The sequence below is a fragment of the Peteryoungia desertarenae genome, assembly GCF_005860795.2.
In the GTDB taxonomy this organism is placed as follows: Bacteria; Pseudomonadota; Alphaproteobacteria; order Rhizobiales; family Rhizobiaceae; genus Allorhizobium; species Allorhizobium desertarenae.
Window position 1 is genome coordinate 3280910 of the sequence record NZ_CP058350.1, and the last position, 24583, is coordinate 3305492.

Below are 24583 nucleotides of genomic sequence, written 5' to 3' on the forward strand. Positions count from 1 at the left end.
GCACCGGCCAGACAATCTGCTCGAAAGGACGTTTCATGATTTTCAAATCGGCAACGAGCCGCAACATCTTCTCAACGGTGGCGCTGGGAGTGGTGACCACCATGGGTGTCGCAGCGACGCTTGTGTCGCTGTCCTATGACCAGATCCGTAGCGCAGGGCTGAACCAGATGCAGATGGCCGCCTCCGAAGCAGCAGCCGAGGTTGAGGACAGCCTGCGGGTCGCCCACCAGATGGTCGCCGGCATGGAAATGTCGATTGCCTCGCTGAAAGAAAGCGGTGTCGCGACGCGGGAAAACGTGACGGCCTTGATGATCAAGACGCTCGAAGGCTATCCAGACGCCATCGGCGTCTCAAGCGGCTGGGAACCAAATGCATTCGACGGCAAGGATGCCGAATTCGTCGGTCAGCCGGCCCATGACGCCACCGGTCGTTTCCTGCCCTATGTCTACCGCTCAGGCGGCCAGATCGCAGTTGACGTGCTCGTCGACTATGACAAGCCAGGGGCCGGCGACTATTACCTCCTGCCTGTCCAGACCGGACAATCGGTCCTTCTTGAGCCCTACGTCTATCCGGTCGACGGCAAGGACGTGTTGATGACCACGATTTCGGTTCCGACCAAGGTCAACGGTCAGACAGTTGGCTATGTCGGCGCCGATATCGATCTTGACAAGACCGCAGCCGATCTCGCCGCCAAGCGTCCATTGGGTCACGGCTACATTGCCCTGCTGTCCTCGCAAAATGCCTTTGTCAGCCACCCGGACAAGGCCGTGATGGGCAAGGCACTAGCTGACAGCGGCGTTGATGCCGGCGCCTGGCAGGCAGTCTTGAGAACGCCGGGCACGGCTCAGACCATTGTGCAGCCCGATGGCAATGAACATCTCGCCATCGCCGTTCCGATCGAGCCTTTCGCAGGCGCGGTCTGGAACGTCGTTGTTTCCGTTCCGAGTGCAACGGTCTTTGCCCAATTGACCCAGACCGTCTGGACCTCGGCAATCATCATCATTGGCGCATCGATCCTGCTCACCCTGTTCGGTTGGCTTCTGGCTCGCCGCTTTGTGCGTCGGATCAACGGCGTTATCGCCCAGACCAGCCATATCGCCAATGGCGATCTGGATGTGGAACTGACTGACAAGGATAGCGCCGACGAACTCGGCGAACTCTCCCGCTCGCTCGCCGTGCTCCTGGAAAACAACAGGAAGAAGGTAAAACTTGAGGAAGAAGCAGAGGCGCGGCTTGCCCAGGAAGAGGCCGACCGGGTCGAACGCTCGATCGGCCACAAGGCCCGCGAGGAAGAAATCCGCTTCGTCGTCACCGAACTCGGCAACGGCCTCTCTCGCTTGTCGGATGGCGATATGACGATCCGTCTGGACAAGCCATTCGCACCGGCGCTCGATTCGATCCGCCTCAACTTCAATGCATCGATCGAAAAACTGCAGGAGGCCATGGTCTCCTTCCAGGACAATGCCCGCACCATCGAAAACGGCTCCAATGAGATCCGCTCCGCAGCGGATGATCTCGCCCGCCGCACCGAACAGCAGGCAGCATCGGTCGAGGAAACCTCGGCGGCTCTGTCCCAGATCACCCGCTCGGTGAAAGAATCAACCGCCCGCGCGGAGGAGGCCGGCCAGCAGGTCAGCCGCACCAAGCAAAGCGCCGAGCGTTCCGGCGAAGTTGTCCGTAGCGCCGTCGATGCAATGAGCGCCATCGAACAGTCCTCTCAATCGATCTCCAGCATCATTGGTGTCATCGATGAGATCGCTTTCCAGACCAATCTTCTCGCGCTTAATGCCGGCGTGGAGGCAGCACGTGCAGGCGAAGCCGGCAAGGGCTTTGCTGTGGTGGCGCAGGAGGTGCGTGAACTCGCTCAACGCTCCGCCAATGCGGCAAAAGAGATCAAGGCACTGATCACCGCCTCCGGTGATCAGGTCAAGCATGGCGTCTCCCTCGTCGATCAGACCGGCGAAGCCCTGCAGGCTATCGTGGCAGACGTCCAGCAGATCAACACCAATGTCCAGGCAATCGTCGAGGCCGCCCGCGAACAATCGGTCGGCCTGCAGGAAATCAATACAGCCGTCAATGTCATGGACCAGGGGACCCAGAAAAACGCCGCTATGGTCGAGGAGACCAATGCCGCGTCTCACACGCTGGTGGCCGAAGTCTCGGCCCTGTCGGCCCGCCTTGCCCAGTTCAACCTTGGGAACCGGTCGCAGCAGCGGCACGCCATGCCGACGGCAGGTTCGACCGGCACAATGGCGTCAGAGCGCACGGAACCCTCGATCACACGCTTGAACGAACAGCTCAAGGCCAGCCAGGCCCGGACCGCAACCCAGGCAAGGCCAGCCCCCAAGCCGCTCGCTGCGGCCGGATCCGGGACAAGACCCGCCCCCTCGCCGGCTCGCGATCTTGCAAGCAAGCTGGCCTCCGCCATCGGTGCGAAGCCGGCACCGAGCGGGCAGGAATGGGAAGAATTCTGATCCCCGACGGCTAAGGCAGAGATCTCAAATACAAACTGAAACAGGCGGGCCAATCCCGCCTGTTTCATTTTATCCGCCTCGCGAACATCACCTGTTTCTATTGGCTCGCCAGCGCGACGGTTCAAGCACCAGCAATTCTTCAAAGTGGTTCATATCAGCGAAGGAGCAAAAGGCCGGCGGATTGAGTTCGATCAAGGGCGCGCGCTCACGGATCTCGCGCACAAGATCCGCCAACATGTCTTGCCAGCGGAGAATGGCCTCATCACCGAACCGCGAGAGCGGATAGGCGAAGGTGATGTGGAAGATGTAATCATCATGATCGGGGTGGCGATAGCCGAATATATTGGCCAGCCGGTCACGCCACAGCTTCAACGTCGCGCGATCTTCGGGCGTCACACCATCCAGCGCGAGGCCCGCCGGGGTCGCATCGGTGACTTCCACGGCAAAGGGGCCAGGGGCTTCGAACCCGGCAAGCCGATCCAGAAAAAGTGCCGTCATGTCGTCAATCGGCGTCTCCAGCGGAAGATCCTCCGGCCAGTAGGGTTGCCGACGGCGATATTCGATAATGCCCTGAAACAGGGTCATGTGCAGGCTGGAGACAGGCGTGAAGGCCAGAAGGTTAGCGTCCGGCATGGCCAGAAACCGCTGCCGGGCGGCCTCAATTGCCGCGTGACTGTCCGACCCTGAAGTCAGATGACAGACAACCGTATTGCCGGGTTCCGGGAGGAAGACCCCATCCTCGTTGTAGCGCGTCCCCAGATGCGCCGGGCGCACGGGATTGAAACGGGCGGCATAGGACCGCAACTCGGGTCGCAGGTTTTCGATATCCATGAAGTCCTCTCAGATCGGCAAGGCAGACCCGGCTATCAGAGGGATGCAAAGCGGATGTGACAGGAGAGCGGGCGCGCAACAGCTATTGCAAAGACAATCACGGTTGTCGGCATCATGGCAGTCTTGGCACGACCGATATCTGATGCAGGCTATTTCTCCGTCATTTCGGGACTGTCTGCGAGTCTCGTGAAAAGAGAAGAAAAACAAGAGCAACCGTGAGCACAACGGGGGCAATGGCAAACCCAAGAGACACAGAGATTGACATGTGCAGAAGTGGAAGCAAGGCAACGGTGGAGAATAGCAGTCTCCTTTGACCGGCATGCGGTGCTTGGGTCACTTCCTTATGGGCCCATATCGCAGCAACTGCCGAAACCGCACCGAGATCGTATACCAGGGAGTAAGGTGACACGACAAAGCTCGCCAAAAGTAAGCTGAGGCTTCGCTCAGCAGCGCCTTTCAAACGCAAGAGGCTCACCGCAAATGCCACAACCGCAACACCGGCCCAGGAAAGATGAACCATCATGGCTGTCGTGGCATCGTAGTCCCAGGCTCGCATGGAACCGAAGACCGAAGGCATCATGTGGAGAAAAACACCTTCAAACTTGGTCATGACCAGGCTTTGATAAGGCACATTGTGCTGCAGATAGCCGAGCCAGCTTTCCACTCCGAAGATGATTGCGGACAAAATGACAATCAAGGTTGTCGTAACACCTGCAGCGGCAATCACAACCCACCTTCGTTCCCAAAGCAAAAGCAGCGGGATCAGAAGACCCAATTGTGGCTTGATGGTCAGCAGACCAAAGGCAACGCCTGCGAGAATGGGGGAGCGGCTTCTCAAACCAAGACCGTAAAGCATCAGCGCAGCGGTGATAAAACCATTCTGCGCAGCAATCACATTGCAAAGAATGAATGCAACAAGGAGAACGACCGTTGCAGGCGCAATCTTTCTTTCAAACACCGTCACGCCGTGAAGGAACAGAAGCAGCGTAATCCAAAGAAACGCGACCATCGAAAGGGCATGGGGCAGGAACCCCAAAGGCCAGATCATCAGCAAAAAAGATGGCGGATAACTCCAGTTGTGCCAGGGATAGTTTTCGCCGAAAGCCGCGATCATGTGAGCAAAATAATTCTCTTGCCCGCTGAACAAATCAATTACGCGCCCCTCTAGGACAAGCCGCGACGCGATCCAGTAGTTGGAGAAGTCTGTGTTCGTCCAGGTCAGTGTGTCTGTCTCGACGGTCCCGGAAAAAATCAGGAAGAATAACACCAGCCCAAAAACTGTTGATGCACCAGCAATAAGGATCAAGGGCGAGGAGAACGCTTGACGCAACGAAAGGAAGACTTGCGAGTTCATAATGCTATTGTGCCTAGATTGCCCGTTGAGACATCTTGCAATTGAAAGATGAACAAATCTTATGGCGTCGGGGGGCCGGTCAATCCGCACGGATCATGAGAAGCCAGTTACATCGGATTCGCCAATGCTGACACGACTTCTGTTTTTTGTGTCCATTGCCCGCGATTCGGGGTTCCTTCCCGAACAACATTTCCCTATAAGCCGCTTCTAGCCTGAAAAGACCATCTTCCTGCGCCCGGCCGGTGACCTCCCTCACCCAGGCCGGTTTTTCGCGCAGGCGCAAGAACGGATAGAACCCATGCCCAAGCGCCAAGATATCAAGTCCATCCTCATCATCGGCGCGGGGCCGATCGTCATCGGTCAGGCATGCGAATTCGACTATTCAGGGACCCAGGCCTGCAAGGCGCTGAAGGAAGAAGGCTACCGGGTCGTCCTGGTCAATTCCAATCCGGCCACGATCATGACCGATCCGGGTCTGGCCGACGCCACTTACGTCGAGCCGATCACGCCTGAAGTCGTTGCCAAGATCATCGCCAAGGAACGCCCGGACGCCCTGCTGCCCACCATGGGCGGCCAGACGGCTCTCAACACCGCGCTCTCCTTGAAGCGCATGGGCGTGCTCGATCGCTACAATGTCGAAATGATCGGCGCGAAGCCCGCTGCCATCGACATGGCCGAAGACCGCGCCCTCTTCCGGGAAGCCATGGCCCGCATCGGCCTTGAAACGCCGAAGTCGATGCTCGCCAATGCGACCGAGATCAAGGACGCCGACCGCAAGACGCATGAGGCCGCCCGCGCGGAACTGCGCGCCAAGCTCTCCGGCGACGCGCTCGACAAGGCGCTCGACGAGCTGGAAAACCAGTGGAACCTCGGCGAGACAGACCGCAAGCAGCGTTACATGGCCCACGCCATGGCGATTGCCGCCCAGGCGCTTGACCATGTCGGCCTGCCCGCCATCATCCGCCCGTCCTTCACGCTCGGCGGCACCGGCGGCGGCATTGCCTACAACCGCTCGGAATTCTACGAAATCATCAATTCCGGCCTCGACGCGTCTCCCACCACCGAAGTCCTGATCGAAGAATCGGTGCTCGGCTGGAAGGAGTATGAAATGGAAGTCGTCCGCGACAAGGCGGACAACTGCATCATCGTCTGCTCGATCGAAAACATCGATCCGATGGGCGTGCACACCGGTGATAGCATCACAGTTGCCCCGGCACTGACGCTGACGGACAAGGAATACCAGATCATGCGCAACGCCTCGATCGCGGTTCTGCGCGAGATCGGCGTTGAGACGGGCGGCTCCAACGTTCAGTTCGCCGTCAACCCGAAGGACGGCCGCCTCGTCGTCATCGAAATGAACCCGCGCGTTTCGCGCTCATCTGCTTTGGCGTCGAAGGCCACCGGTTTCCCGATCGCCAAGGTCGCAGCCAAACTCGCCATCGGCTACACACTCGACGAACTGGAAAACGACATCACCGGCGGCGCGACGCCTGCCTCGTTCGAACCGTCGATCGACTATGTCGTCACCAAGATCCCGCGCTTTGCCTTCGAAAAGTTCCCGGGCGCCGAGCCGACGCTGACCACCGCGATGAAGTCTGTCGGTGAAGTCATGGCAATTGGCCGCACATTCGCCGAATCGCTGCAGAAGGCCCTGCGCGGCCTCGAGACCGGCCTGACCGGCCTGGACGAAATCGAGATCCCCGGCCTCGGCTCCAATGGGGATGGTGGCGACGACAAGAACGCCATCCGCGCCGCCATCGGCACTCCGACCCCGGACCGTCTGCGCATGGTTGCCCAGGCCCTGCGTCTCGGCATGTCGCCGGAAGAAGTCCACGAAGGCTGCAAGATCGATCCGTGGTTCATCGCCCAGTTCAAGGCGATCATCGACATGGAGGCCCGCATCCGCGAGCACGGCCTGCCACAGGATGCCGAGAACCTGCGCATGCTCAAAGCCATGGGCTTCTCCGACGCCCGCCTCGCTTCGCTCGCCGGCAAGCGCCCGAAGGAAGTCGCGGAACTGCGCAACGGCCTCGGCGTCCGCCCGGTCTTCAAGCGCATCGACACCTGTGCTGCCGAATTCGCCTCGCCGACGGCTTACATGTATTCGACCTATGAGACGCCTTTCGTCGGCGTACTCAACTCAGAAGCCCAAGTCTCCGACCGCAAGAAGGTCGTGATCCTCGGCGGCGGTCCGAACCGTATCGGCCAGGGCATCGAGTTCGACTATTGCTGCTGCCATGCCGCCTTCGCGCTGAAGGATGCGGGCTTCGAAGCCATCATGGTCAACTGCAACCCGGAAACCGTCTCGACCGACTACGACACCTCCGACCGCCTTTATTTCGAGCCGCTGACGGCCGAAGACGTGATCGAAATCCTGCGCGCCGAGCAGGAAAAGGGTGAAGTCGTCGGCGTCATCGTCCAGTTCGGCGGCCAGACCCCGCTAAAGCTCGCCGAAGCGCTGGAAAAGAACGGCATCCCGATCCTCGGCACCGCGCCCGACATGATCGACCTCGCCGAAGACCGCGACCGCTTCCAGAAGCTCCTGATGAAGCTCGACCTGACCCAGCCGAACAACGGCATCGCCTATTCGGTCGAGCAGGCCCGCCTCGTTGCCGGCGAAATCGGCTTCCCGCTGGTCGTGCGCCCGTCCTACGTCCTGGGTGGCCGCGCCATGCAGATCATCCACAACGAGGGCATGCTGCAGAATTACCTGCTCGACACCGTGCCGGAACTCGTGCCTGAGGACATCAAGCAGCGCTATCCGAACGACAAGACCGGCCAGATCAACACGCTGCTCGGCAAGAACCCGCTGCTCTTCGACAGCTACCTGACCAATGCCATCGAAGTCGACGTCGATGCACTCTGCGACGGCGAAAACGTCTTCGTCTCCGGCATCATGGAGCATATCGAGGAAGCCGGCATTCACTCGGGCGACAGTGCCTGCTCGCTGCCGACCCGTTCGCTCTCCAAGGACATCGTCGACGAACTGGAACGCCAGACGACGGCGCTTGCCAAGGCGCTCAATGTCGGCGGCCTGATGAACGTGCAATATGCCATCAAGGACGACGTGATCTACGTGCTCGAAGTCAACCCGCGCGCCTCGCGCACGGTCCCCTTCGTGGCGAAGACCATCGGCGCTCCGATCGCCAAGATCGCCGCACGCGTCATGACTGGCGAAAAGCTCGACCAGGCCATTGCCGCCTATGGAAGCAAGCCCAACCCGCGCAACCTGAACCACATCGCCGTCAAGGAAGCCGTCTTCCCGTTTGCCCGCTTCCCAGGCGTCGACACGCTGCTTGGACCGGAAATGCGCTCGACCGGCGAAGTCATCGGCCTCGACAGCAACTTTGCGCTCGCCTTCGCCAAGAGCCAGCTTGGAGCAAATGTCGAGCTGCCGCGTGACGGGACGGTTTTCGTTTCCGTCCGCGACGAAGACAAGGTCCGCGTCCTGCCGGCGATCAAGCTTCTTGTCGAAATCGGCTTCAAGGTCATGGCAACTGGCGGCACCCAACGCTTCCTCGCCGAAAACGGTATTGAAGCCATCAAGATAAACAAAGTCCTAGAGGGCCGTCCGCATATCGAGGACGCGATCCGCAATCGCCAGGTCCAGCTGGTCATCAACACGACGGACAGCAACAAGGCGATTTCGGACTCCAAGTCACTGCGCCGCGCAGCCCTCATGCAGAAAGTGCCTTATTATACAACCATGGCCGGCGCACTTGCCGCCGCCGAAGCCATTGAAGCCCTGAAGAAGGGCCAGCTCGAGGTACGCCCGCTGCAGAGCTATTTCTGAGGACATTGAGAAAATGGGACTGAGGCGGTCGGCTTAAACCGGCCGCTTTTTTTCCTTGATGCGCCGAACTACACTTGATAGCGGAACCAACACCTACCTCATCAGCTCAATCAGAGCGGAAATGATCGTTGCGCCGCCGATCGGAGCAATGAAAAGCAGAAAGAGATTGATCCCGATAAGCGTTATCAACGTCTTCTGCTGGCGCGGTGTGAGCTTCGGTGTGCCGCGGTCCTGCCGTGGTTCTGGTGGTGGCGTGTAGTTCTGCAAGTCGAGAAACATGAGCGTCCCGCCGTCAAAGGTGTGCTGATGAGCTTCGGCATCCGCTTGCAGATAGGGCGAAAGTAGGCAAGCGGACAGACCGTCAAGTCCAACTCGGTGAACCGACAAAAGTTTCCGTAGAACCTCGTCCAGGAACCGGCTTTTCCGTTTTGGGACTTGCGGGGGACAATTTCATGGTAGATGCACGCCAACGCCCCTCCGAACGTCAAGAGATCGAATAGGTGAGCAAACTTCACATCGAGAATGAACGGATCTTCCCCGTTTCGAAAGAGCGGCTCTTCTGCGCATTTGCCGATCCCAGCCAGCTTGAGCGCTGGTGGGGCCCGCATGGTTTTACCAACCGTATCGACACCTTCGATTTCCGCACAGGCGGCGAATGGCACATCACCATGACGTCCTCAGATGAAACCGACTTTGCCAACCGCTGGACCTTTCAGGAGATCGTCGCACCGCACCGGATTGTAGCCCTGCATCATGAGCCCATGCATGTCTTCGCGCTGGAGATGCGCTTTGATCCGATTGGGAACGGAACCCGCCTTTTCTGGCGCATGGAGTTTGACGATACACCGGAAAACCGCGAGATCGAGCGTTTCATCGCTGCCGCGAACGAGCAGAACTTCGACAGGCTGGCAGCGTTGCTGAATGAGCTATGCAGCGATCAGTCAGACTGATTGAGCCAGTCGCGCGACTGCCTGCAGGTCTTCCTGAAAACGCCGATGGGCAGTTTGTCGCTCAATCCCCTCTGGGAGCCTTAGAAGATAGGATGGATGCGTGGTGACGAACAAGATACGGCCTTCGGCCAAAGGGATCGGATAGCCCCGGACCTCTTCAACCGCTGCAGTGTCTCCGGTCAGGGCGAAATAGGCGGTCGCTCCCAATGCCACGATGATCTTTGGATCGATGACGTCCAGCTCTTGAACGAGCCAATGCCGACATTGCTCGATCTCGGGCCTTTCCGGACGCCGGTGAATGCGTCGCTTGCCGCGCATTTCATGCTTGAAATGCTTCACGGCATTGGTCACGTAAACCCCTGCCCGACTGATGCCAGCCGCTTCTGTGGCTTGATCGAAGACCGATCCCGCAGGCCCGACGAAGGGTCGGCCGGCCAGATCTTCCCTATCGCCCGGCTGCTCGCCAACAAACATGATCCTGGCGTCATCCGGCCCCTCGCCGAAGACGGCCTGGGTCGCATTGCAATGCAGCGGACAGCGAGTGCAGAGCGAGGTCTCCTGACGCACCCGTTCAAGCGGCGCTAGGTCTGCAAAGCCCTCCCCCTCCCGTCCGCGCCACTGCGCCTGCAGCCGTTCGTGAAAAGCCGGGGGCTGGCTCGCCTCGCGCGCAGCCATTTCCGCCACACGCCGTTCCGCCCCGGCAATCAGGTCGGGAATCAGCGCAGCCTCGGGCATGTTCTTCCAGTATTTCTTCGGCATTTCCGACTGCATCGCCTTGATCTTCACCCGTGCCGGATTGAAGATATTGGCAAAATAGGTGCGCCACAATTCATCCGTCGCATCATCCCCCTCCGGTTTTGCAGCGGGCTCACGCGAGGTCTTGAGCGACGTGCCGTTCCAGGCCGCAGAACCCTTGGGCGTGGCAATCAGCCAGTCCATGTCGGTGAAACGTCGCTGAAAGAAGCCGGCGGTGCGCGAGACAATGAAATGCTCCGGCTCGAACCAGGCAACGAAACGCCGCCGATCTGGCTGCACGGCTTCGACCTCGCGGAAACGCACAAAGGCTTTCATTTTGTGGCTGTCGCGGCGAACATTCTTGATAAGCCGCATCAACTGCGACACATCCGGATCGGACGTGACCTGCAGCAGGCTACGCTCCTCCTGCAAGCGCCAGAGGATACGATAAAGCAGTGAAAACCGGTCGGGATCGGAATGGCAGATTGCCGCCTCCGCAGCCTCCAGAAACGAGCGGGAAACAGATACCGTAGCTGTCTCATTGGGCGATATCGGCTCCCCTGGACACCCGAAGAGGTCGGCCGCCTGCCCCCTTAGCTGCCAGCGCACATGCTGCGGCAAAACCTTGTCAACCAGCAGTCGACGGGCAGCATCCCGCCACTCGCCAAAATCACCGCGGCCTTCGAGAAGAACTGTCTGCATCAGAAAAGCGACAATTGCTCTGGCTGCGGCGCGAAAGCCGCGCGCAGATCCGAACGGTCAAGCGCGCGGTGCGGCGACCAGCCTTCTGCGACAATGAAAGACCGCACTTTCTTGAGCGACACGCCCAGACGACTGAGATCCTCCAGCCGGATCCGACGATGACGGCGGGCAGAAATCAGCGACTTGACGGTCTTGGTGCCAAAGCCCGGCACTCTCAAAAGCGTCTCGCGATCCGCCGTGTTCACATCCACCGGAAATCGGTCGCGATTGGCAAGGGCCCAGGCCAGCTTCGGATCAAGCTCCAGATCCAGCATGCCATCTTCGCGCGCCGACGTGATTTCCTCGATCGAAAACCCATAGAAGCGGTAGAGCCAGTCGGCCTGGTAAAGCCTATGTTCGCGCACCAGAGGCGGCTTGATCAAGGGCAGATTGCGGGAACTGTCCGGGATGGGGCTGAAGGCCGAGTAATAGACGCGCTTCAGCTGATAGCCACTGTAGAGGCGTGCACTTGAGCCAAGAATTGTCGCGTCGCTGGCACCGTCGGCCCCGACAATCATCTGGGTGCTTTGCCCCCCGGGGACAAAGCGCTTCTTTCGACCCGTGAAAGTCGGCTCACGCGCCTCCTCGATCTTCAGCCTGAGATCGTCCATCGAACGCCGAATTCCAGCCGGCTTCTTTTCCGGCGCATAGCGCGCCAGCCCCTGATCGGTCGGCAATTCGATATTGAGTGACAAGCGATCGGCATAAAGCCCCGCCTCCTCGACAAGTTGCGGTGACGCCTCGGGAATGGTTTTCAGATGAATGTAACCTCGGAAGCCATGCTTGGTTCTGAGGTCGCGGGCAACCTGCACCATCTCCGCCATGGTGTCATCCGACGACCGGATGATCCCGGAGGATAGAAACAGCCCCTCGATATAGTTCCGCCGATAGAACTCGATCGTCAGCCAGACAACTTCATCCGGCGTAAAGCGCGCTCGCTCCACATTGCTCGAAGAGCGATTGATGCAATAGGCGCAGTCATAAATGCAGAAATTCGTCAGGAGAATTTTCAGCAGCGATATGCAGCGCCCGTCCGGCGCATAGGCATGGCATATGCCGGAACCCTCGGTGGAACCAAGCCCACCGGATTTGGACGAGTCACGACGCACCGTACCGCTGGACGCACAAGAGGCGTCGTATTTTGCAGCATCGGACAGAATGGCAAGGCGCTCTTTCAACGATTTCCTCATGGGAATCGTTCTCTATATGTTCTTTTATCCACAGTCAACTTGTTACGTCGAAACAAGGACTTGGACATAGCGTCGCAGCCGATCGAGATGGTCCATGCGAAATCTCTGGAAATTGCGCGAGGCATTCTGCTATAGTCTTCGCATCGTTGATTTGTGACTGGTTCCGTGGCTTCGCTTCGGAACCTGTTCTTTTATGTCCGCCAGCGGTCATGAAATGCGAAGGAAGAAGAAATGGTAGACAAGGTACCGATGACGCAAAATGGTTTTGCGAAGCTCAATGAAGAGCTGCGCTGGCGTCAGCAGGACGAGCGTCCACGCATTATCGAGGCTATTGCCGAAGCGCGTGCCCATGGCGATCTTTCCGAAAACGCCGAGTATCATGCCGCCAAGGAAGCCCAGAGTCACAACGAGGGGCGGATCGGCGAGTTGGAAGACCTGATTGCGCGCGCTGAAGTCATCGACCTATCGAAGATGTCCGGCTCGAAGATCAAGTTTGGCGCAACCGTCAAGCTCGTGGATGAAGACACCGAGGAAGAAAAGACCTACCAGATCGTCGGCGACCAGGAAGCTGATGTGAAAGCAGGCCGTATCTCCATCTCTTCGCCGATCGCCCGTGCCCTGATCGGCAAGGAAGCCGGCGACTCCATCGAAGTCGTCGCCCCCGGAGGCTCCAAGGCCTACGAAATCCTCGCGGTGAACTGGGGCTGACAGGCTCCGGCGGAAGGCCTGAAATTTGCACGCGCTCGACGACATCACGGTAATCGCGCCGCATTTCAAGCGGCGCCTGTCCGGCGTGACGTCGACTGTTGTTCAGCTCATCCCCGAACAGAGGCGGCTTGGGCTTGGGATCTTGACGCTTGGCCCCGGTCTGCCTGAACATCTTCCGAAGATGCGCTGGTCGCAACTGGCCGGGCTATGGCGTAAACCCGCTAAGGCTCAGCGCCGGGTGTGGCATGCGCGCCGCAACAACGAAATGCTTTTCGGCGTGATCCTGCGCGATCTGCTGCGCATGCCGCTGGCCCTGCTCTTCACGTCGGCTGCGCAACGTCATCACAGCCGCTACACCCGCTGGCTCATTTCGAGAATGGACGCGGTCGTTGCCACCAACGCAAGATCCGGCTCATTCCTGAAAGTACCCCATACCGTCATCCGCCATGGCGTAAATCTCGACGAGTTCAAGCCTGCCCCCGAGGCAACCGACAGACTGGCCGGCACCGGTTTGCCCGGTCGCTATCTGATTGGCTGTTTCGGTCGCGTCCGTCACCAGAAGGGCACCGATCTCTTCGTGCGCGCCATGATCGAACTTCTGCCGTCACATCCGGAATGGACCGCCGTAATTTCGGGACGCATTACCAGCGAACATGCAGGCTTTGCCGATGGATTGACGAAAGACATCGCCGCTGCCGGCCTTTCAGATCGCATTCGTTTCCTTGGCGAAGTCGATGACATCAAGCCCTGGTATCAGCGTCTCACGCTCTATGTCGCACCCTCGCGGAACGAAGGCTTCGGACTGACGCCCCTGGAAGCCATGGCGTCGGGGACAGCCGTTGTTGCAAGCGATGCCGGCGCCTATGCAGAAATGATCGTTGAGGGCGAAACCGGTGCGGTTGTACCGGCTGGCGATTATGAGAAGCTCAAGGGAGCAATTGCCCAGCTCATCAGCGACCCAGCGCGCGCGATGCAAGCCGGAAAAAGAGGTCGCGAACACGTCGTGGAAGAATTCGCTCTGACGGGAGAAGCGGTGCGGCTGGGCGAAGTCTATGCAAGCCTCCTGACAAACCCATCGTCAAAGCCAATGATCGAGGCAAAATCGATCGAACAGGCAGGAACCTGATCGATGACCGATATCCTGATTGTCAACAAGAACAACAATTTCGGACTGACACGGGATACCGCCCTTCTGGTCGAGACGCTACAGGGTGTCGCCCCAAAGGACGAGATCAAGGTCAAGAACATCCGCGCGCGCTCGCTCCTTGACCGGCTCTTCCGCAAGAAGGAGGCGCGAACCATCATCCATGTCGAGCGCGCCTTCCCCCGCTGGTATTCGGCCGGCCGGCGGAATCTCCTATGCCCAAACCAGGAGCGCTTTCCCCGGCGACACCTCCACAGGTTGAAGGGAATAGATCTGGTTCTGGCAAAGAGCCGCCATGCGGAAGAGATTTTCCGGGCTGAAGGCGTCGAGACCGTCTATACGGGCTTCACCTCGGAAGATCGCTATAACCCGACAGTCGAGAAGAACTGGCAGGGCTTCCTGCATCTTGCCGGTGGCAGCACTCTAAAAGGCACCGAGGATGTGATTGCCCTCTGGCGGCGCCATCCCGAATGGCCCGAGCTGACGCTCATCCAGAAAGACCCCGATCCGGCAGCGGCCTCCGTGCCGAATATTCGCATCGTCAGCGGCTACATCACGGATACAGAACTCAAGACACTACAGAACACCCTTGGGGTTCACCTCTGTCCGTCGCGCTCGGAAGGCTGGGGCCACCATCTGGTGGAGGCCATGTCTGTTGGCGCGGTGGTCCTGACGACAGATGCCCCACCGATGAACGAGCATGTCACCAATGACTGCGGAATGCTCGTTCCCTTCGCCAGGACGGAACCGCGCCACCTGGGAACCAATTACTTTTTCGACATCGACGCCATGGAGGCAAGTATCGAAAGATTGCTGACCATGGATGAGGCCGAGAAAAAACGGCTTGGAGACAGGGCGCGCATGCGGTTCGAGGACATCAACAGCGGCTTCCGCAGCCGGCTCGCTGATGCGATGCGCCGTTTCTGAACAGTCCTCAGATCTCCACCAGTCCAACCCGCTTCACCTGACGGATTGTGAGCATGGTGCGGACGGTATGGACATGTTCGTTCGCGGTCAAAACCTCGATGACGAAATCCTGGAATTTCGAAAGATTTTCGGCCACGCAGTGAAGCAGAAAGTCACTGTCGCCACTCACCATCCAGGCCTGACGCACGATCGGCCAGCCGTCCGTCGCCGCAGCAAAGGCCTTCAGATTGGCCTCCGACTGATGTTTCAAACCGATCATGCAGAAGGCGACAAGGTCGAAGCCGAGCTTCGGGGCATTCAACATCGCGTGATAGCCATCAATGATACCCGCCTCTTCGAGCTTGCGAACACGGCGCAGGCAAGGTGGCGCGGAAATTCCAACGCGTTCGGACAATTCCACATTGGTCATCCGCCCGTCCTTCTGGAGTTCCTTGAGAATCCGGATATCGATGGCGTCGAGTTCGGTTTTCAGCACGAAATGCAATCCCCTGATTTGTCCTGTTTCTAGCCGAACCATCGCAATTGGCAAGAAGACCCCTTTACCGTCACCCGCGCTCCCGTCATCGGCGAAAGCTCTGTTGCTAATGCAAAGCTGGCCTTGAATAAGCGAGCGCAGCAATCATAATTGACGCAACGACACCATACGGGCTCTGCGACCGAGTGTTCCCGCCTTGCCCTGTATCGAAAGGAATTAGCATGACCGCCCGCCACACCAAGGTGTTGATCATCGGATCAGGTCCCGCCGGCTACACCGCCGCCATCTATGCCGCCCGTGCAATGCTGAAGCCAGTTCTGATTGCCGGAATGGAACAGGGCGGTCAGTTGATGATCACCACCGATGTAGAGAATTATCCGGGATTTGGCGATCCAATCCAGGGACCTTGGCTGATGGAACAGATGTTGAAGCAGGCGACCCATGTCGGTGCCGAAATCGTCAACGATCTGGTGACAGAGGTCGAAACGACGCGTCGCCCCTTCGAGGTCAAGACCGACAGCGGCCAGGTCTGGACCGCAGATAGCTTGATCATCTGCACCGGCGCCAAGGCCAAGTGGCTCGGCATTGAGAGCGAGCAGCATTTCCAGGGCTTCGGCGTCTCTGCCTGCGCCACCTGCGATGGCTTTTTCTATCGAAACAAGGATGTGATTGTGGTCGGCGGCGGCAATTCCGCCGTCGAAGAAGCCCTCTACCTTTCTCACATCTGCAAATCTGTGACCGTCGTCCACCGACGTGACAGCTTCCGCTCCGAAAAGATCCTGCAGGAGCGCCTTTTCGCCAAGGAAAACATCCGGGTTTTGTGGAACACGACGGTGGAGGAAATCACCGGCGCCCCGGCCAAGCCACCGATGCCTCCGTCGGTTTCCGGCGTGAAGCTCAAGGACACCCAGACGGGCGCAATCACCGAAATGCCGATAGACGGTGTCTTCGTCGCAATCGGCCATGCGCCCGCCACAGAACTGTTCAAGGGCAAACTCAAGATGAAGTCGAACGGCTATCTCTGGACGGCACCCGATTCGACAGCGACCGATATTCAGGGCATCTTTGCCGCCGGCGACGTCACGGACGATGTCTATCGTCAGGCCATCACGGCAGCTGGCATGGGTTGCATGGCGGCCCTTGAGGCGGAACGCTACCTGTCGGCAATCCCGGTTCAGGCCGAGGCTGCCGAATAACATGGTGAGAGGGGGCGGCATGCCGCTGGACTGGGACAAGTTGCGCATTTTCCACGCAGCGGCAGAGGCGGGCTCATTCACCCATGCCGCTGACAAGCTGCATTTGTCCCAGTCGGCGATCAGCCGCCAGGTGTCGGCACTTGAGCAAGACATCGGGGTAAAGCTTTTCCACCGCCACGCCCGCGGCCTCATTCTCACAGAACAGGGCGAACTGCTTTATCGAACGGCTCATGACGTTCTCTTGAAGCTGCAAACCGTCAAGATGCAGCTGACCGAAACCACGGAAAAGCCGAGCGGCAAGCTGCGCGTCACGACGACCGTTGGCCTCGGTCAGGGCTGGTTGACAGACAAGGTGCAGGAGTTTCTGCAGCTCTATCCGGAAATGTCGATCCAGCTCCTCCTCGACAACGAGGAACTGGACGTCAACATGCGCCATGCGGACTGTGCCATCCGGCTTCGTCAACCACAGCAGTCGGACCTTATCCAGCGCAAGCTCTTTACCGTGCATATGCATGTCTATGCGGCCCCCTCCTACATCAACCGCTATGGGGAGCCGCAAACGCTCGAGGATCTCGACAATCACAAGATCATATCATTCGGCGAGCCTGCACCTGGCTACCTCTTGGATGTGAACTGGCTGGAAATTGCAGGAAGATCGCCAGACAACCCACGCCAGCCGCATCTCCAGATCAACAGCCTCACCTCGATCAAGCGCGCCTGCTTGTTGGGTATCGGGATCGCGATGCTGCCGGACTATATTGTTGGTCGCGACCCCGGACTTCTGCAGCTCGTTACCAATGCCGACGTGCCATCATTCGACACCTATTTTTGTTATCCGGACGAAATCAAGAACGCCGCGAAGCTCAAGGCATTCAGAGACTTCATTGTTGCAAAAGCACGCAATTGGAACTTCTGACGCGACAGCAGCACCTCCGGGAAACTGACGAAAATCATTAAGACGTGCAGTTAACGCATGCCTGACATGCATAAAAACGCATTGTTCGCTGCACAAAAAACCACCATATCGCACACAGCTGATGCACATGGCGGCTTTTCCTCCCAGTTCCGCCGCAGCAGCTGTTCCCCTCTGGAGGTTTTTGACCTTCACAATTCAAAGGGCCCCGGAGATATCTGGTGGCCCTCTTTTTTTGGCAAATGCGGATGATTACCCCCAGAAATGAGACAAGTACCCATGGAACTTTTTGCTCCGCCGCGGGTTGAAAACGCGTTGTCATTTTATGTTTGGCGGCTGCCAAATAAAGCGGATACACCATGAATCTTGAAGACGTAATGAAAGCCCTCGCCCATCCTGCCAGACTGGAAATGCTGATCTGGCTGAAAGACCCCAAGGAGCACTTCGGGGTGGATCCCAAGAACGCGACCGAGGGTATCAGTGCAGGCCAGTTCGAACGCTGCGGTCTTTCGCAGTCGACTGTTTCCGCCCATCTTTCGACTCTGCAGCGCGCCGGCTTGCTGATCTCCAAGCGAGATGGTCAGAAGATTCTGTATCGTCGAAACGAAGAGCTCATTTCCGAGTTCCGCAACGCCTTGAACAATCAGCTCTAGGACGCCAGTTAGGGGGAGCCAGCGGCACCAGTCCTCGCCGCCGGTCTTTCCAAGAGGTGTTTGATGTCCAAGCTTTTTGAACCGATCAAGATCGGCTCCATTTCCATTTCCAGCCGTATTGCCATGGCCCCGCTGACGCGCAATCGCTCGCCGGGCGCCATTCCGAACATGCTGAATGTCGAATACTACCGCCAGCGCGCATCCGCAGGCCTCATCATCACCGAGGCGACTGCGATCAGCCATCAGGGTCAGGGCTACGCCCATGTGCCGGGCCTTTATTCCACGGATGCTATCAAGGGATGGAAAGAGGTCACCGACGCGGTTCACAAGGCAGGAGGCAAGATTGTCACCCAGCTCTGGCATGTTGGTCGCATTTCACACACATCGCTTCAGCCAGACGGCGGCAAACCGGTTGCACCGTCACCGATTGCAGCAAAATCGAAAACCTACATCATCAACCCCGATGGAACCGGCACATTCATCGATACATCGGAACCGCGCGCACTCGAGCTTTCCGAAATTCCGAGCCTGATCGAAGACTATTGGAAAGCCGCACGCGCCGCGATGGATGCCGGTTTCGATGGTGTCGAGATCCATGCGGCCAACGGCTATCTGCTCGAACAATTCCTGCGCCCAAACAGCAATCAGCGAACCGATTCCTATGGTGGCTCTATCGAAAATCGCATCAGGCTGACGCTTGAGGTGGTTGAGGCAGTGGTTCAAGAGATTGGCGGCGAACGCACGGGCATCCGGCTTTCACCCGTCACGCCTGCCAATGATGTCGAGGTTGTCGACCCGCAGCCGCTCTATACGGCGCTGATCGAGAGACTGGCTGCCTTCGATCTTGCATACATCCATGTCATTGAAGGAGCGACCGGCGGTCCACGCGACAACGCCCCCTTCGACTGGGAGAGCTGGAAAGCAGCCTACCGGGCCAAGGGCGGCAAAGCGGCCTGGATGGTGAACAACGGCTACGATAGAGACATGGCAATTGATGCCGTCGAAAGCGGTCGCGCCGACATCGTCGCCTTCGGGAAACCGTTCATCTCCAACCCGGATCTGGTCCGCCGCTTAAGAGACAACGCGGAATTAAATCCGCTCGAGCAGGCAACGCTCTATGGCGGTGGCGCGGAAGGATATACCACATATTCTGCCCTCGACTGAGGCCTTCGGCCAAGCGCCGAGACATGCCACATCCAGTCCCAGCTCCCGGCGGTGTCCGGGAGTTCGTCTTTCAACTGTCTTGATCCGCTGGACGGATCATAATCTGGTCAGGCGCTCGGAGCGGGATTTGCCGCGTAGTTGTCGACGACTTCGACTTCGGGGCGGTCACCGCCGTCGCTATATTCCTCCACCCATTTCCCATTCTCATCCTGATAGCTGATCGTAACGGGCTCATCACCAAGCTGTTGCTCCGCCATAACGATCCTGACCGCCTCCAAAGCTTCGTCATGGGTAGCAAAGCTTTCGGAGTAAACCCCTCCGGCCCGGTATGCCCATCCTCCGTCATGAGGCACGATTTCATAGACAAACTTCACCATAGCCATCTCCTTCCCTGGCACGGGAGAGTATTCCATCAAAGGACTGCGCTGGCAAACCTTGGCTAAGACGCAGAACAAAGGCGACCATCGCGGTCGGGAGAAGAACTCAAGCAAACGTGAAGCCATTCAGAACTTTTCAACGGATCAAGCCCCGCGCGAGATCGTTCAGCCTGCGGGACGGGGCGCAGAACCTGTGGACAAACACGACCTCTGCGAGCCTCTCACATCAGACAACAACAATCAGGAACGGGAAAAACGAATGAAACGCCTATCCCTCATCCTGGCCGGCACCATGCTTTCCGCCAGCCTCACCGCAATACCAGCCCATGCCCAGAATGCGCGCGGCCCGGTACAGACCGCTCCACCCAATGCAGAGAACCAAGACCCGGCGTTCGAGGGGCAGACCCGCGCGCCGCAGCCACCGGAAAGAATCGAGATCAAGACAGAAGTCGTCGCAGACGGCCTGCCGCATCTCTGGGCCATGGAGTTTCTGCCAGACGGTCGCATGCTGGTGAATGCAAAGCAGGGCGCCATGCATATCATCTCCAAGGACGGCGAGGCCGGCCCTGCGATTGAGGGCGTGCCGGACGTCTATGCCGAGGGCCAGGGTGGTCTGCTCGATGTCGCTCTTGCGCCTGATTACGCCGAGTCAGGCCGCATCTTCTTTTCCTTCGCCGAACAGCGTGAAGACGGAAACGGAACCTCCGTTGCCTCTGCACGGCTCGTCACCAATGATGAAGGTGGTGGTCGTCTTGAAGATGTTGAGGTGATCTTCCGCCAGACACCGAGCTATGACGGCAACAAGCATTTCGGCTCCCGTCTGGCCTTCAGCCCCGAAGGCGCACTGTATGTCACCGTGGGCGAGCGATCCGACCGCGAACCGCGCGTCCAGGCCCAGGACCTTGATAGCGGCCTTGGCAAGATCTTTCGCATTACCCAACAGGGCGAGCCTTTCGAGGGCAACCCGTTCATCGACCAGGAAAACGCCCAGCCGGAAATTTGGTCGCTCGGCCACCGCAACCTGCAATCAGCAACCATCGGCGGCGATGGCAACCTCTGGACCGTGGAACACGGACCCAAGGGTGGTGATGAACTGAACAAGCCGGAAGCGGGCAAGAACTATGGTTGGCCCGAAGTGACCTATGGCGTCGAATACAGCGGCAATCCCGTTGGCGAGGGCATCACCCAGATGGCCGATACCGAACAGCCGATCTATTACTGGGACCCCGTGATCGCTCCGTCCGGCATGGCCTATTATGATGCCGACGCCATTCCTGAATGGAAGGGCGCATTCCTGGTTGGAGGTCTCGTCAGCGAGGGTGTCAATATCCTCCACATGGAAAACGAGCGGGTGAAGTACGAACAATTCGTGTCGCTTGAAAAACGCGTGCGGGATGTTCGGGTCGGTCCGGATGGCGCCGTCTATGCGGTCACCGAGCAGCGCGGCGGCGGAGAATCCACCATCGTCAGACTGAGCAAGGACTAATACCAAGTGTCGATGATCGGAACCCATAGGATCGGCTTGTCTATGAAGACAAAGGGCCCGCCATCTCTGGCGGGCCCTTCAGCAATCCGGATATGCTGTGACGTTTACTTCAGAGAAGCACAGAAACGCTGGATGCGGCTGCAGGCCTCTTCGAGCTTGGCATTCGAGGTGGCGTAGGACACGCGGAAGTTCGGGCCGAGGCCAAAGGACGAGCCGTGAACGGTGGCCACACCTTCAGTCGCCAAGAGTTCCATGACGAAATCTTCGTCCGTCTCGATGACCTTGCCCGACGGGGCGGTCTTGCCGATGAGCGCTGCGCAGGACGGATAGACGTAGAAGGCGCCTTCCGGCTTCGGGCAAACGATGCCGGAGGCCTGGTTCAGCATCGAGACCACGAGGTCGCGGCGTTCTTCGAAGGCCTTCTTCGATTCCGTGATGAAATCCTGCGGGCCGTTCAGCGCCTCGACGGCCGCCCACTGGGCAACCGAGCAGGCGCCCGAGGTCTGCTGGCCCTGGATCATGTCCATGGCCTTGATCAGCGGCAGCGGGCCAGCCGCATAGCCGATACGCCAGCCGGTCATCGCATAGGCCTTGGAGACGCCGTTCATGGTCAGCGTGCGGTCATAGAGCTTGGGCTCGACCTGAGCGGGCGTGTAATAGACGAAGTCGCCGAACACGAGGTGTTCATACATGTCGTCGGTCAGAACCCAAACATGCGGATGCTTCATCAGCACGTCGGTCAGCGCCTTGAGCTCTTCCTTACTATAGGCGGCACCCGACGGGTTGGACGGCGAGTTGAACATGAACCACTTGGTCTTCGGCGTGATCGCCTTGTCCAGCTGCTCGGCCGTGAGCTTGAAATTGTTTTCGATCGTCGTCTCGACGAAAACGGGCGTTCCACCGCAAAGCGCGATCATTTCCGGATAGGAAACCCAGAACGGTGCGGGGATGACGACTTCATCTCCCGGATTGATCGTCGCCATGAAGGCGTTGAAAAGAATCTGCTTTCCGCCGGTGCCGACAATCACCTGCTCGGGCCTGTAGTCGAGCCCGTTCTCGCGCTTGAACTTGTCGGCAATCGCCTTGCGCAGCTCCGGAATGCCGGCGACCGGCGTATACTTCGTCTCGCCACGGGCAATGGCAGCAACGGCCGCGTCCTTGATGTTCTGCGGCGTGTCGAAGTCGGGTTCGCCGACGGAGAGCGAAATGACGTCTTTGCCCTGCGCTTTGAGTTCCCGGGCCATCTGCGTCACGGCGATGGTCGCGGAAGGCTTGATGCGGGAAAGGGCGTCGGCAAGAAAAGCCATTGTAGGGGGTCCTGAGCTGATTGAACATCGACCCCATGCCAGGGGCCTCAGGTCCAAGCTCTATGGCGAAAGAACCCCTGCCTTTCAAGCGGAAAGCAACAAATCTCGAAACAATCGCCGTCTGATGGCTAACTCACGGAACCGTCTGGACACGTCCGCCACCACATTGTCTCGATAAGTCCGAAGGCTTGCCACATTTCGAACGTCAGGAAGTCTGGAACGGATCGTTAATCTGGATCGTTGACCAACAAGCAACGAGGGCGAGATGTTTTTGGATGACAAAAGTGACAGTCGGAATATCAGGGCAGTTGGGCGCTTCAGCCTTGCTTTGGCAGCGCTGGTCGCGTGCTGCGTTATGTTGGCGGGCCTGACTTTCAATGTTAGTGCCCAGACAATGAGGCCCGACCCATCACGGCACGATAGTGACACTGTCACCACAGCGCCCATCACGCCAACATCCGAGCTGACAACCGGCAGCATCACGCGCAGCTTGAACAGCCCGATAGACAATGGAGCGAGCCGCCTGGAGGCAACGGGTGCAGAAGCAGCCGCACTTTCCATAAGCGAGCGTTATTTCGTGATTGGTGTTCTTGCTCTTTGCTTTGCGGTCATGAGTGTCGGCGCCATCAGTCTCTGGCGCAGAAGCTATGGTGAAATCGCGCGCGCTGCGGCCAGGAAAAGGACGAAATAGCTCCCGTTCGCCGAGCAGACAGTCAATCACAAAACAGTCAATGCACCGCGCTTTCAGCGCAGTCTCCTTGTCAGCGGACTTCCCGCCACCACATCTTACCGCGTGGTCCCTATGGAAAGCTGGTAGGAGCTGGAGGCAAAAATGCCAAAAACGAATAGTCACCGCTTGAAGGCGCGCTCGATGACAATCTTGGCCCCGCTGGCCTTGTCTCTCACCCTTCCTCTGCCTGCAGCAGCCGGCGACATCCATCAGGCCCGTGATGTCGCGCTGGAGGTGACCGAGCTTGCCGGCAACCTCGAAAATCCCTGGTCGGTCGAAGTGCTTCCGGATGGCGGCTATATCGTCTCGGAGCGGCCAGGCCGCATGCGTATCGTTCGCGATGGCAGAACCAGCGAGCCGCTTGGCGGACTGCCGCGCATCAATGAAATCGGGCAAGGTGGCCTTCTCGACATCGCCCTCTCCCCGGACTTTGCAAACAGCCGCCGGCTCTTCTTCACGGCCGCATTCAGAGGGGAAGGCGGATATGGCACCGCCGTATTCTCTGCGCGACTGTCTGCCAATGAGAGACGTTTGGAGAATGTGGAGCGCATCTTCCTGATGAACAAGCTGTCCAGTGCCGGACAGCATTTCGGCTCGCGGATCGCGATCAGCCCGCAGGGGAACCTTTTCTTTGGCATCGGTGACCGAGGTGAGATGAACCGGTCGCAGGATGCTAAGGATCACGCCGGTTCCATTCTGCACATCACGCCGGACGGTCGGCCAGCCCCAGGCAATCCAGCTCAATCCGGCGCCGACTGGCTGCCCGAGATTTATTCAATCGGCCATCGCAATCCCCAGGGCATTGTAATCGATACGGCAACCGGCACACTTTATACTGTCGAACACGGTGCGCGTGGCGGTGATGAAATCAATGCTCCCAGCGCGGGAAACAACTACGGCTGGCCGGTCATCTCCTACGGAAAGCATTACTCAGGTGCAGAAATCGGCGTCGGCAAGGCCGCCGAGGGATTTGAGCAGCCGGTGCATTACTGGGACCCGTCCATCGCGCCAGGGGCAATGGCAGTCTATCGCGGTGAAATGTTCCCGGAATGGGATGGCGACTTCCTGGTCGCGGCCCTGAAGTATCAGCTTCTTTCGCGTATCGAGCGCAATGAGGATGGCTCGATTGGCGGGGAAGAACGCCTGATTCAGGGGGAGTACGGTCGCATCCGCGATGTGAAGGTCGCGCCCGATGGCTCCATTCTCCTCGTCACTGACGAGGGTGATGGCCAGTTGCTGCGCATTACCCGCGCCGACCAATCGTAAAGTTGATCTGCCTGATGAAGTCTCGTTACCATCAGGCGGAGTGTATCGTGACGTGGGGTTTCAACATGTTGAAGCAGCAGGTCCAACCTCAATTTCCATCGCAACCGGCCGGACCAACACAAAAAATTTACTGCCGTAAAACTGCGTGAACGGGGGGCTTTTCGGTAGG

General features: G+C 58.6%; 20 protein-coding genes. 12 read left to right on the forward strand and 8 right to left on the reverse strand.

Annotated elements, in window-relative coordinates:
- Positions 1–35: 35 nt before the first annotated feature.
- Complete coding sequence (locus FE840_RS15980) at positions 36–2474, forward strand: methyl-accepting chemotaxis protein (RefSeq protein ID WP_138286495.1); 2439 nt, start codon at positions 36–38, stop codon at positions 2472–2474.
- Positions 2475–2561: 87 nt separating this feature from the next.
- Here FE840_RS15980 and FE840_RS15985 read toward each other — a convergent pair whose 3' ends face one another.
- Positions 2562–3305, reverse strand: coding sequence for a DUF1868 domain-containing protein (locus FE840_RS15985; RefSeq protein ID WP_138286497.1), 744 nt, complete (start codon positions 3303–3305; stop codon positions 2562–2564).
- Positions 3306–3465: 160 nt separating this feature from the next.
- Complete coding sequence (locus FE840_RS15990) at positions 3466–4659, reverse strand: glycosyltransferase family 87 protein (RefSeq protein ID WP_138286499.1); 1194 nt, start codon at positions 4657–4659, stop codon at positions 3466–3468.
- 298 nt (positions 4660–4957) lie between these two features.
- On the opposite strand from FE840_RS15990, the gene carB reads away from it, so the two are divergent.
- The gene (carB, locus tag FE840_RS15995; protein ID WP_138286502.1) at positions 4958–8452 is read left to right on the forward strand and encodes a carbamoyl-phosphate synthase large subunit; all 3495 of its coding nucleotides are present in this window, start codon (positions 4958–4960) and stop codon (positions 8450–8452) included.
- 93 nt (positions 8453–8545) lie between these two features.
- On the opposite strand, the gene FE840_RS16000 is transcribed toward carB, so the two are convergent.
- The gene (locus FE840_RS16000) at positions 8546–8731 is read right to left on the reverse strand and encodes a hypothetical protein (RefSeq protein WP_138286504.1); all 186 of its coding nucleotides are present in this window, start codon (positions 8729–8731) and stop codon (positions 8546–8548) included.
- Positions 8732–8952: 221 nt separating this feature from the next.
- Here FE840_RS16000 and FE840_RS16005 point away from each other — a divergent pair, with 221 nt between their 5' ends.
- Entirely contained in the window at positions 8953–9402 is a 450-nt protein-coding gene (locus tag FE840_RS16005; RefSeq protein ID WP_138286506.1) for an SRPBCC domain-containing protein, read from the forward strand.
- On the opposite strand, the gene FE840_RS16010 is transcribed toward FE840_RS16005, so the two are convergent.
- Positions 9394–10839, reverse strand: coding sequence for a UdgX family uracil-DNA binding protein (locus tag FE840_RS16010; protein ID WP_138286508.1), 1446 nt, complete (start codon positions 10837–10839; stop codon positions 9394–9396). The genes FE840_RS16005 and FE840_RS16010 overlap by 9 nt on opposite strands.
- Positions 10839–12068, reverse strand: coding sequence for a putative DNA modification/repair radical SAM protein (locus FE840_RS16015; protein WP_138286510.1), 1230 nt, complete (start codon positions 12066–12068; stop codon positions 10839–10841). Before FE840_RS16015 ends, FE840_RS16010 begins: the two co-directional genes overlap by 1 nt.
- Before the next feature lie 231 nt (positions 12069–12299).
- On the opposite strand from FE840_RS16015, the gene greA reads away from it, so the two are divergent.
- The 3 genes from greA to FE840_RS16030 are packed head-to-tail and all read left to right on the forward strand — an operon-like array spanning position 12300 to position 14847.
- Positions 12300–12776 carry a transcription elongation factor GreA gene (gene greA, locus FE840_RS16020; RefSeq protein ID WP_138286512.1) on the forward strand — a complete coding sequence of 159 codons (477 nt, stop codon included), beginning with the start codon at positions 12300–12302 and terminating at the stop codon, positions 12774–12776.
- A gap of 25 nt (positions 12777–12801) precedes the next feature.
- On the forward strand, positions 12802–13902 hold the full coding sequence (locus FE840_RS16025) for a glycosyltransferase family 4 protein (protein ID WP_138286514.1): 1101 nt from the start codon (positions 12802–12804) through the stop codon (positions 13900–13902).
- A gap of 3 nt (positions 13903–13905) precedes the next feature.
- Positions 13906–14847, forward strand: coding sequence for a glycosyltransferase (locus tag FE840_RS16030; RefSeq protein ID WP_138286516.1), 942 nt, complete (start codon positions 13906–13908; stop codon positions 14845–14847).
- A gap of 7 nt (positions 14848–14854) precedes the next feature.
- Here FE840_RS16030 and FE840_RS16035 read toward each other — a convergent pair whose 3' ends face one another.
- Complete coding sequence (locus FE840_RS16035) at positions 14855–15322, reverse strand: Lrp/AsnC family transcriptional regulator (protein ID WP_138286518.1); 468 nt, start codon at positions 15320–15322, stop codon at positions 14855–14857.
- A 221-nt stretch (positions 15323–15543) separates the two neighbouring features.
- Here FE840_RS16035 and trxB point away from each other — a divergent pair, with 221 nt between their 5' ends.
- The 4 genes from trxB (at position 15544) to FE840_RS16055 (ending at position 19248) form a co-directional block, all read left to right on the forward strand.
- Positions 15544–16518: a thioredoxin-disulfide reductase gene (trxB, locus tag FE840_RS16040; RefSeq protein WP_138286520.1), complete on the forward strand. Its 975-nt coding sequence runs from the start codon at positions 15544–15546 to the stop codon at positions 16516–16518.
- 19 nt (positions 16519–16537) lie between these two features.
- Positions 16538–17434, forward strand: coding sequence for a LysR family transcriptional regulator VtlR (locus tag FE840_RS16045; protein ID WP_138286754.1), 897 nt, complete (start codon positions 16538–16540; stop codon positions 17432–17434).
- 356 nt (positions 17435–17790) lie between these two features.
- Positions 17791–18084, forward strand: coding sequence for an ArsR/SmtB family transcription factor (locus FE840_RS16050; RefSeq protein ID WP_138286522.1), 294 nt, complete (start codon positions 17791–17793; stop codon positions 18082–18084).
- A 63-nt stretch (positions 18085–18147) separates the two neighbouring features.
- Positions 18148–19248 carry an alkene reductase gene (locus FE840_RS16055; RefSeq protein WP_138286524.1) on the forward strand — a complete coding sequence of 367 codons (1101 nt, stop codon included), beginning with the start codon at positions 18148–18150 and terminating at the stop codon, positions 19246–19248.
- A gap of 107 nt (positions 19249–19355) precedes the next feature.
- Here FE840_RS16055 and FE840_RS16060 read toward each other — a convergent pair whose 3' ends face one another.
- Positions 19356–19625 carry a DUF2188 domain-containing protein gene (locus tag FE840_RS16060; RefSeq protein WP_138286525.1) on the reverse strand — a complete coding sequence of 90 codons (270 nt, stop codon included), beginning with the start codon at positions 19623–19625 and terminating at the stop codon, positions 19356–19358.
- Between the two features lie 259 nt (positions 19626–19884).
- On the opposite strand from FE840_RS16060, the gene FE840_RS16065 reads away from it, so the two are divergent.
- Positions 19885–21111, forward strand: coding sequence for a PQQ-dependent sugar dehydrogenase (locus FE840_RS16065; RefSeq protein WP_138286529.1), 1227 nt, complete (start codon positions 19885–19887; stop codon positions 21109–21111).
- A 104-nt stretch (positions 21112–21215) separates the two neighbouring features.
- Here the strand turns inward: FE840_RS16065 and FE840_RS16070 are convergent, their stop codons facing one another.
- Positions 21216–22418: a pyridoxal phosphate-dependent aminotransferase gene (locus tag FE840_RS16070; protein ID WP_138286530.1), complete on the reverse strand. Its 1203-nt coding sequence runs from the start codon at positions 22416–22418 to the stop codon at positions 21216–21218.
- Positions 22419–23289: 871 nt separating this feature from the next.
- Here FE840_RS16070 and FE840_RS16075 point away from each other — a divergent pair.
- On the forward strand, positions 23290–24414 hold the full coding sequence (locus FE840_RS16075) for a PQQ-dependent sugar dehydrogenase (protein ID WP_138286535.1): 1125 nt from the start codon (positions 23290–23292) through the stop codon (positions 24412–24414).
- Positions 24415–24583 lie beyond the last annotated feature (169 nt).

Excerpts from the sequence above, each read along its gene's own strand:
- FE840_RS15980 (WP_138286495.1), top strand. The coding sequence starts at position 36 with ATGATTTTCAAATCGGCAACGAGCCGCAACATCTTCTCAACGGTGGCG.
- FE840_RS15985 (WP_138286497.1), bottom strand. The coding sequence starts at position 3,305 with ATGGATATCGAAAACCTGCGACCCGAGTTGCGGTCCTATGCCGCCCGT.
- FE840_RS15990 (WP_138286499.1), bottom strand. The coding sequence starts at position 4,659 with ATGAACTCGCAAGTCTTCCTTTCGTTGCGTCAAGCGTTCTCCTCGCCC.
- carB (WP_138286502.1), top strand. The coding sequence starts at position 4,958 with ATGCCCAAGCGCCAAGATATCAAGTCCATCCTCATCATCGGCGCGGGG.
- FE840_RS16000 (WP_138286504.1), bottom strand. The coding sequence starts at position 8,731 with ATGTTTCTCGACTTGCAGAACTACACGCCACCACCAGAACCACGGCAG.
- FE840_RS16010 (WP_138286508.1), bottom strand. The coding sequence starts at position 10,839 with ATGCAGACAGTTCTTCTCGAAGGCCGCGGTGATTTTGGCGAGTGGCGG.
- FE840_RS16015 (WP_138286510.1), bottom strand. The coding sequence starts at position 12,068 with ATGAGGAAATCGTTGAAAGAGCGCCTTGCCATTCTGTCCGATGCTGCA.
- greA (WP_138286512.1), top strand. The coding sequence starts at position 12,300 with ATGGTAGACAAGGTACCGATGACGCAAAATGGTTTTGCGAAGCTCAAT.
- FE840_RS16030 (WP_138286516.1), top strand. The coding sequence starts at position 13,906 with ATGACCGATATCCTGATTGTCAACAAGAACAACAATTTCGGACTGACA.
- trxB (WP_138286520.1), top strand. The coding sequence starts at position 15,544 with ATGACCGCCCGCCACACCAAGGTGTTGATCATCGGATCAGGTCCCGCC.
- FE840_RS16045 (WP_138286754.1), top strand. The coding sequence starts at position 16,538 with ATGCCGCTGGACTGGGACAAGTTGCGCATTTTCCACGCAGCGGCAGAG.
- FE840_RS16050 (WP_138286522.1), top strand. The coding sequence starts at position 17,791 with ATGAATCTTGAAGACGTAATGAAAGCCCTCGCCCATCCTGCCAGACTG.
- FE840_RS16055 (WP_138286524.1), top strand. The coding sequence starts at position 18,148 with ATGTCCAAGCTTTTTGAACCGATCAAGATCGGCTCCATTTCCATTTCC.
- FE840_RS16060 (WP_138286525.1), bottom strand. The coding sequence starts at position 19,625 with ATGGTGAAGTTTGTCTATGAAATCGTGCCTCATGACGGAGGATGGGCA.
- FE840_RS16065 (WP_138286529.1), top strand. The coding sequence starts at position 19,885 with ATGAAACGCCTATCCCTCATCCTGGCCGGCACCATGCTTTCCGCCAGC.
- FE840_RS16070 (WP_138286530.1), bottom strand. The coding sequence starts at position 22,418 with ATGGCTTTTCTTGCCGACGCCCTTTCCCGCATCAAGCCTTCCGCGACC.
- FE840_RS16075 (WP_138286535.1), top strand. The coding sequence starts at position 23,290 with ATGACAATCTTGGCCCCGCTGGCCTTGTCTCTCACCCTTCCTCTGCCT.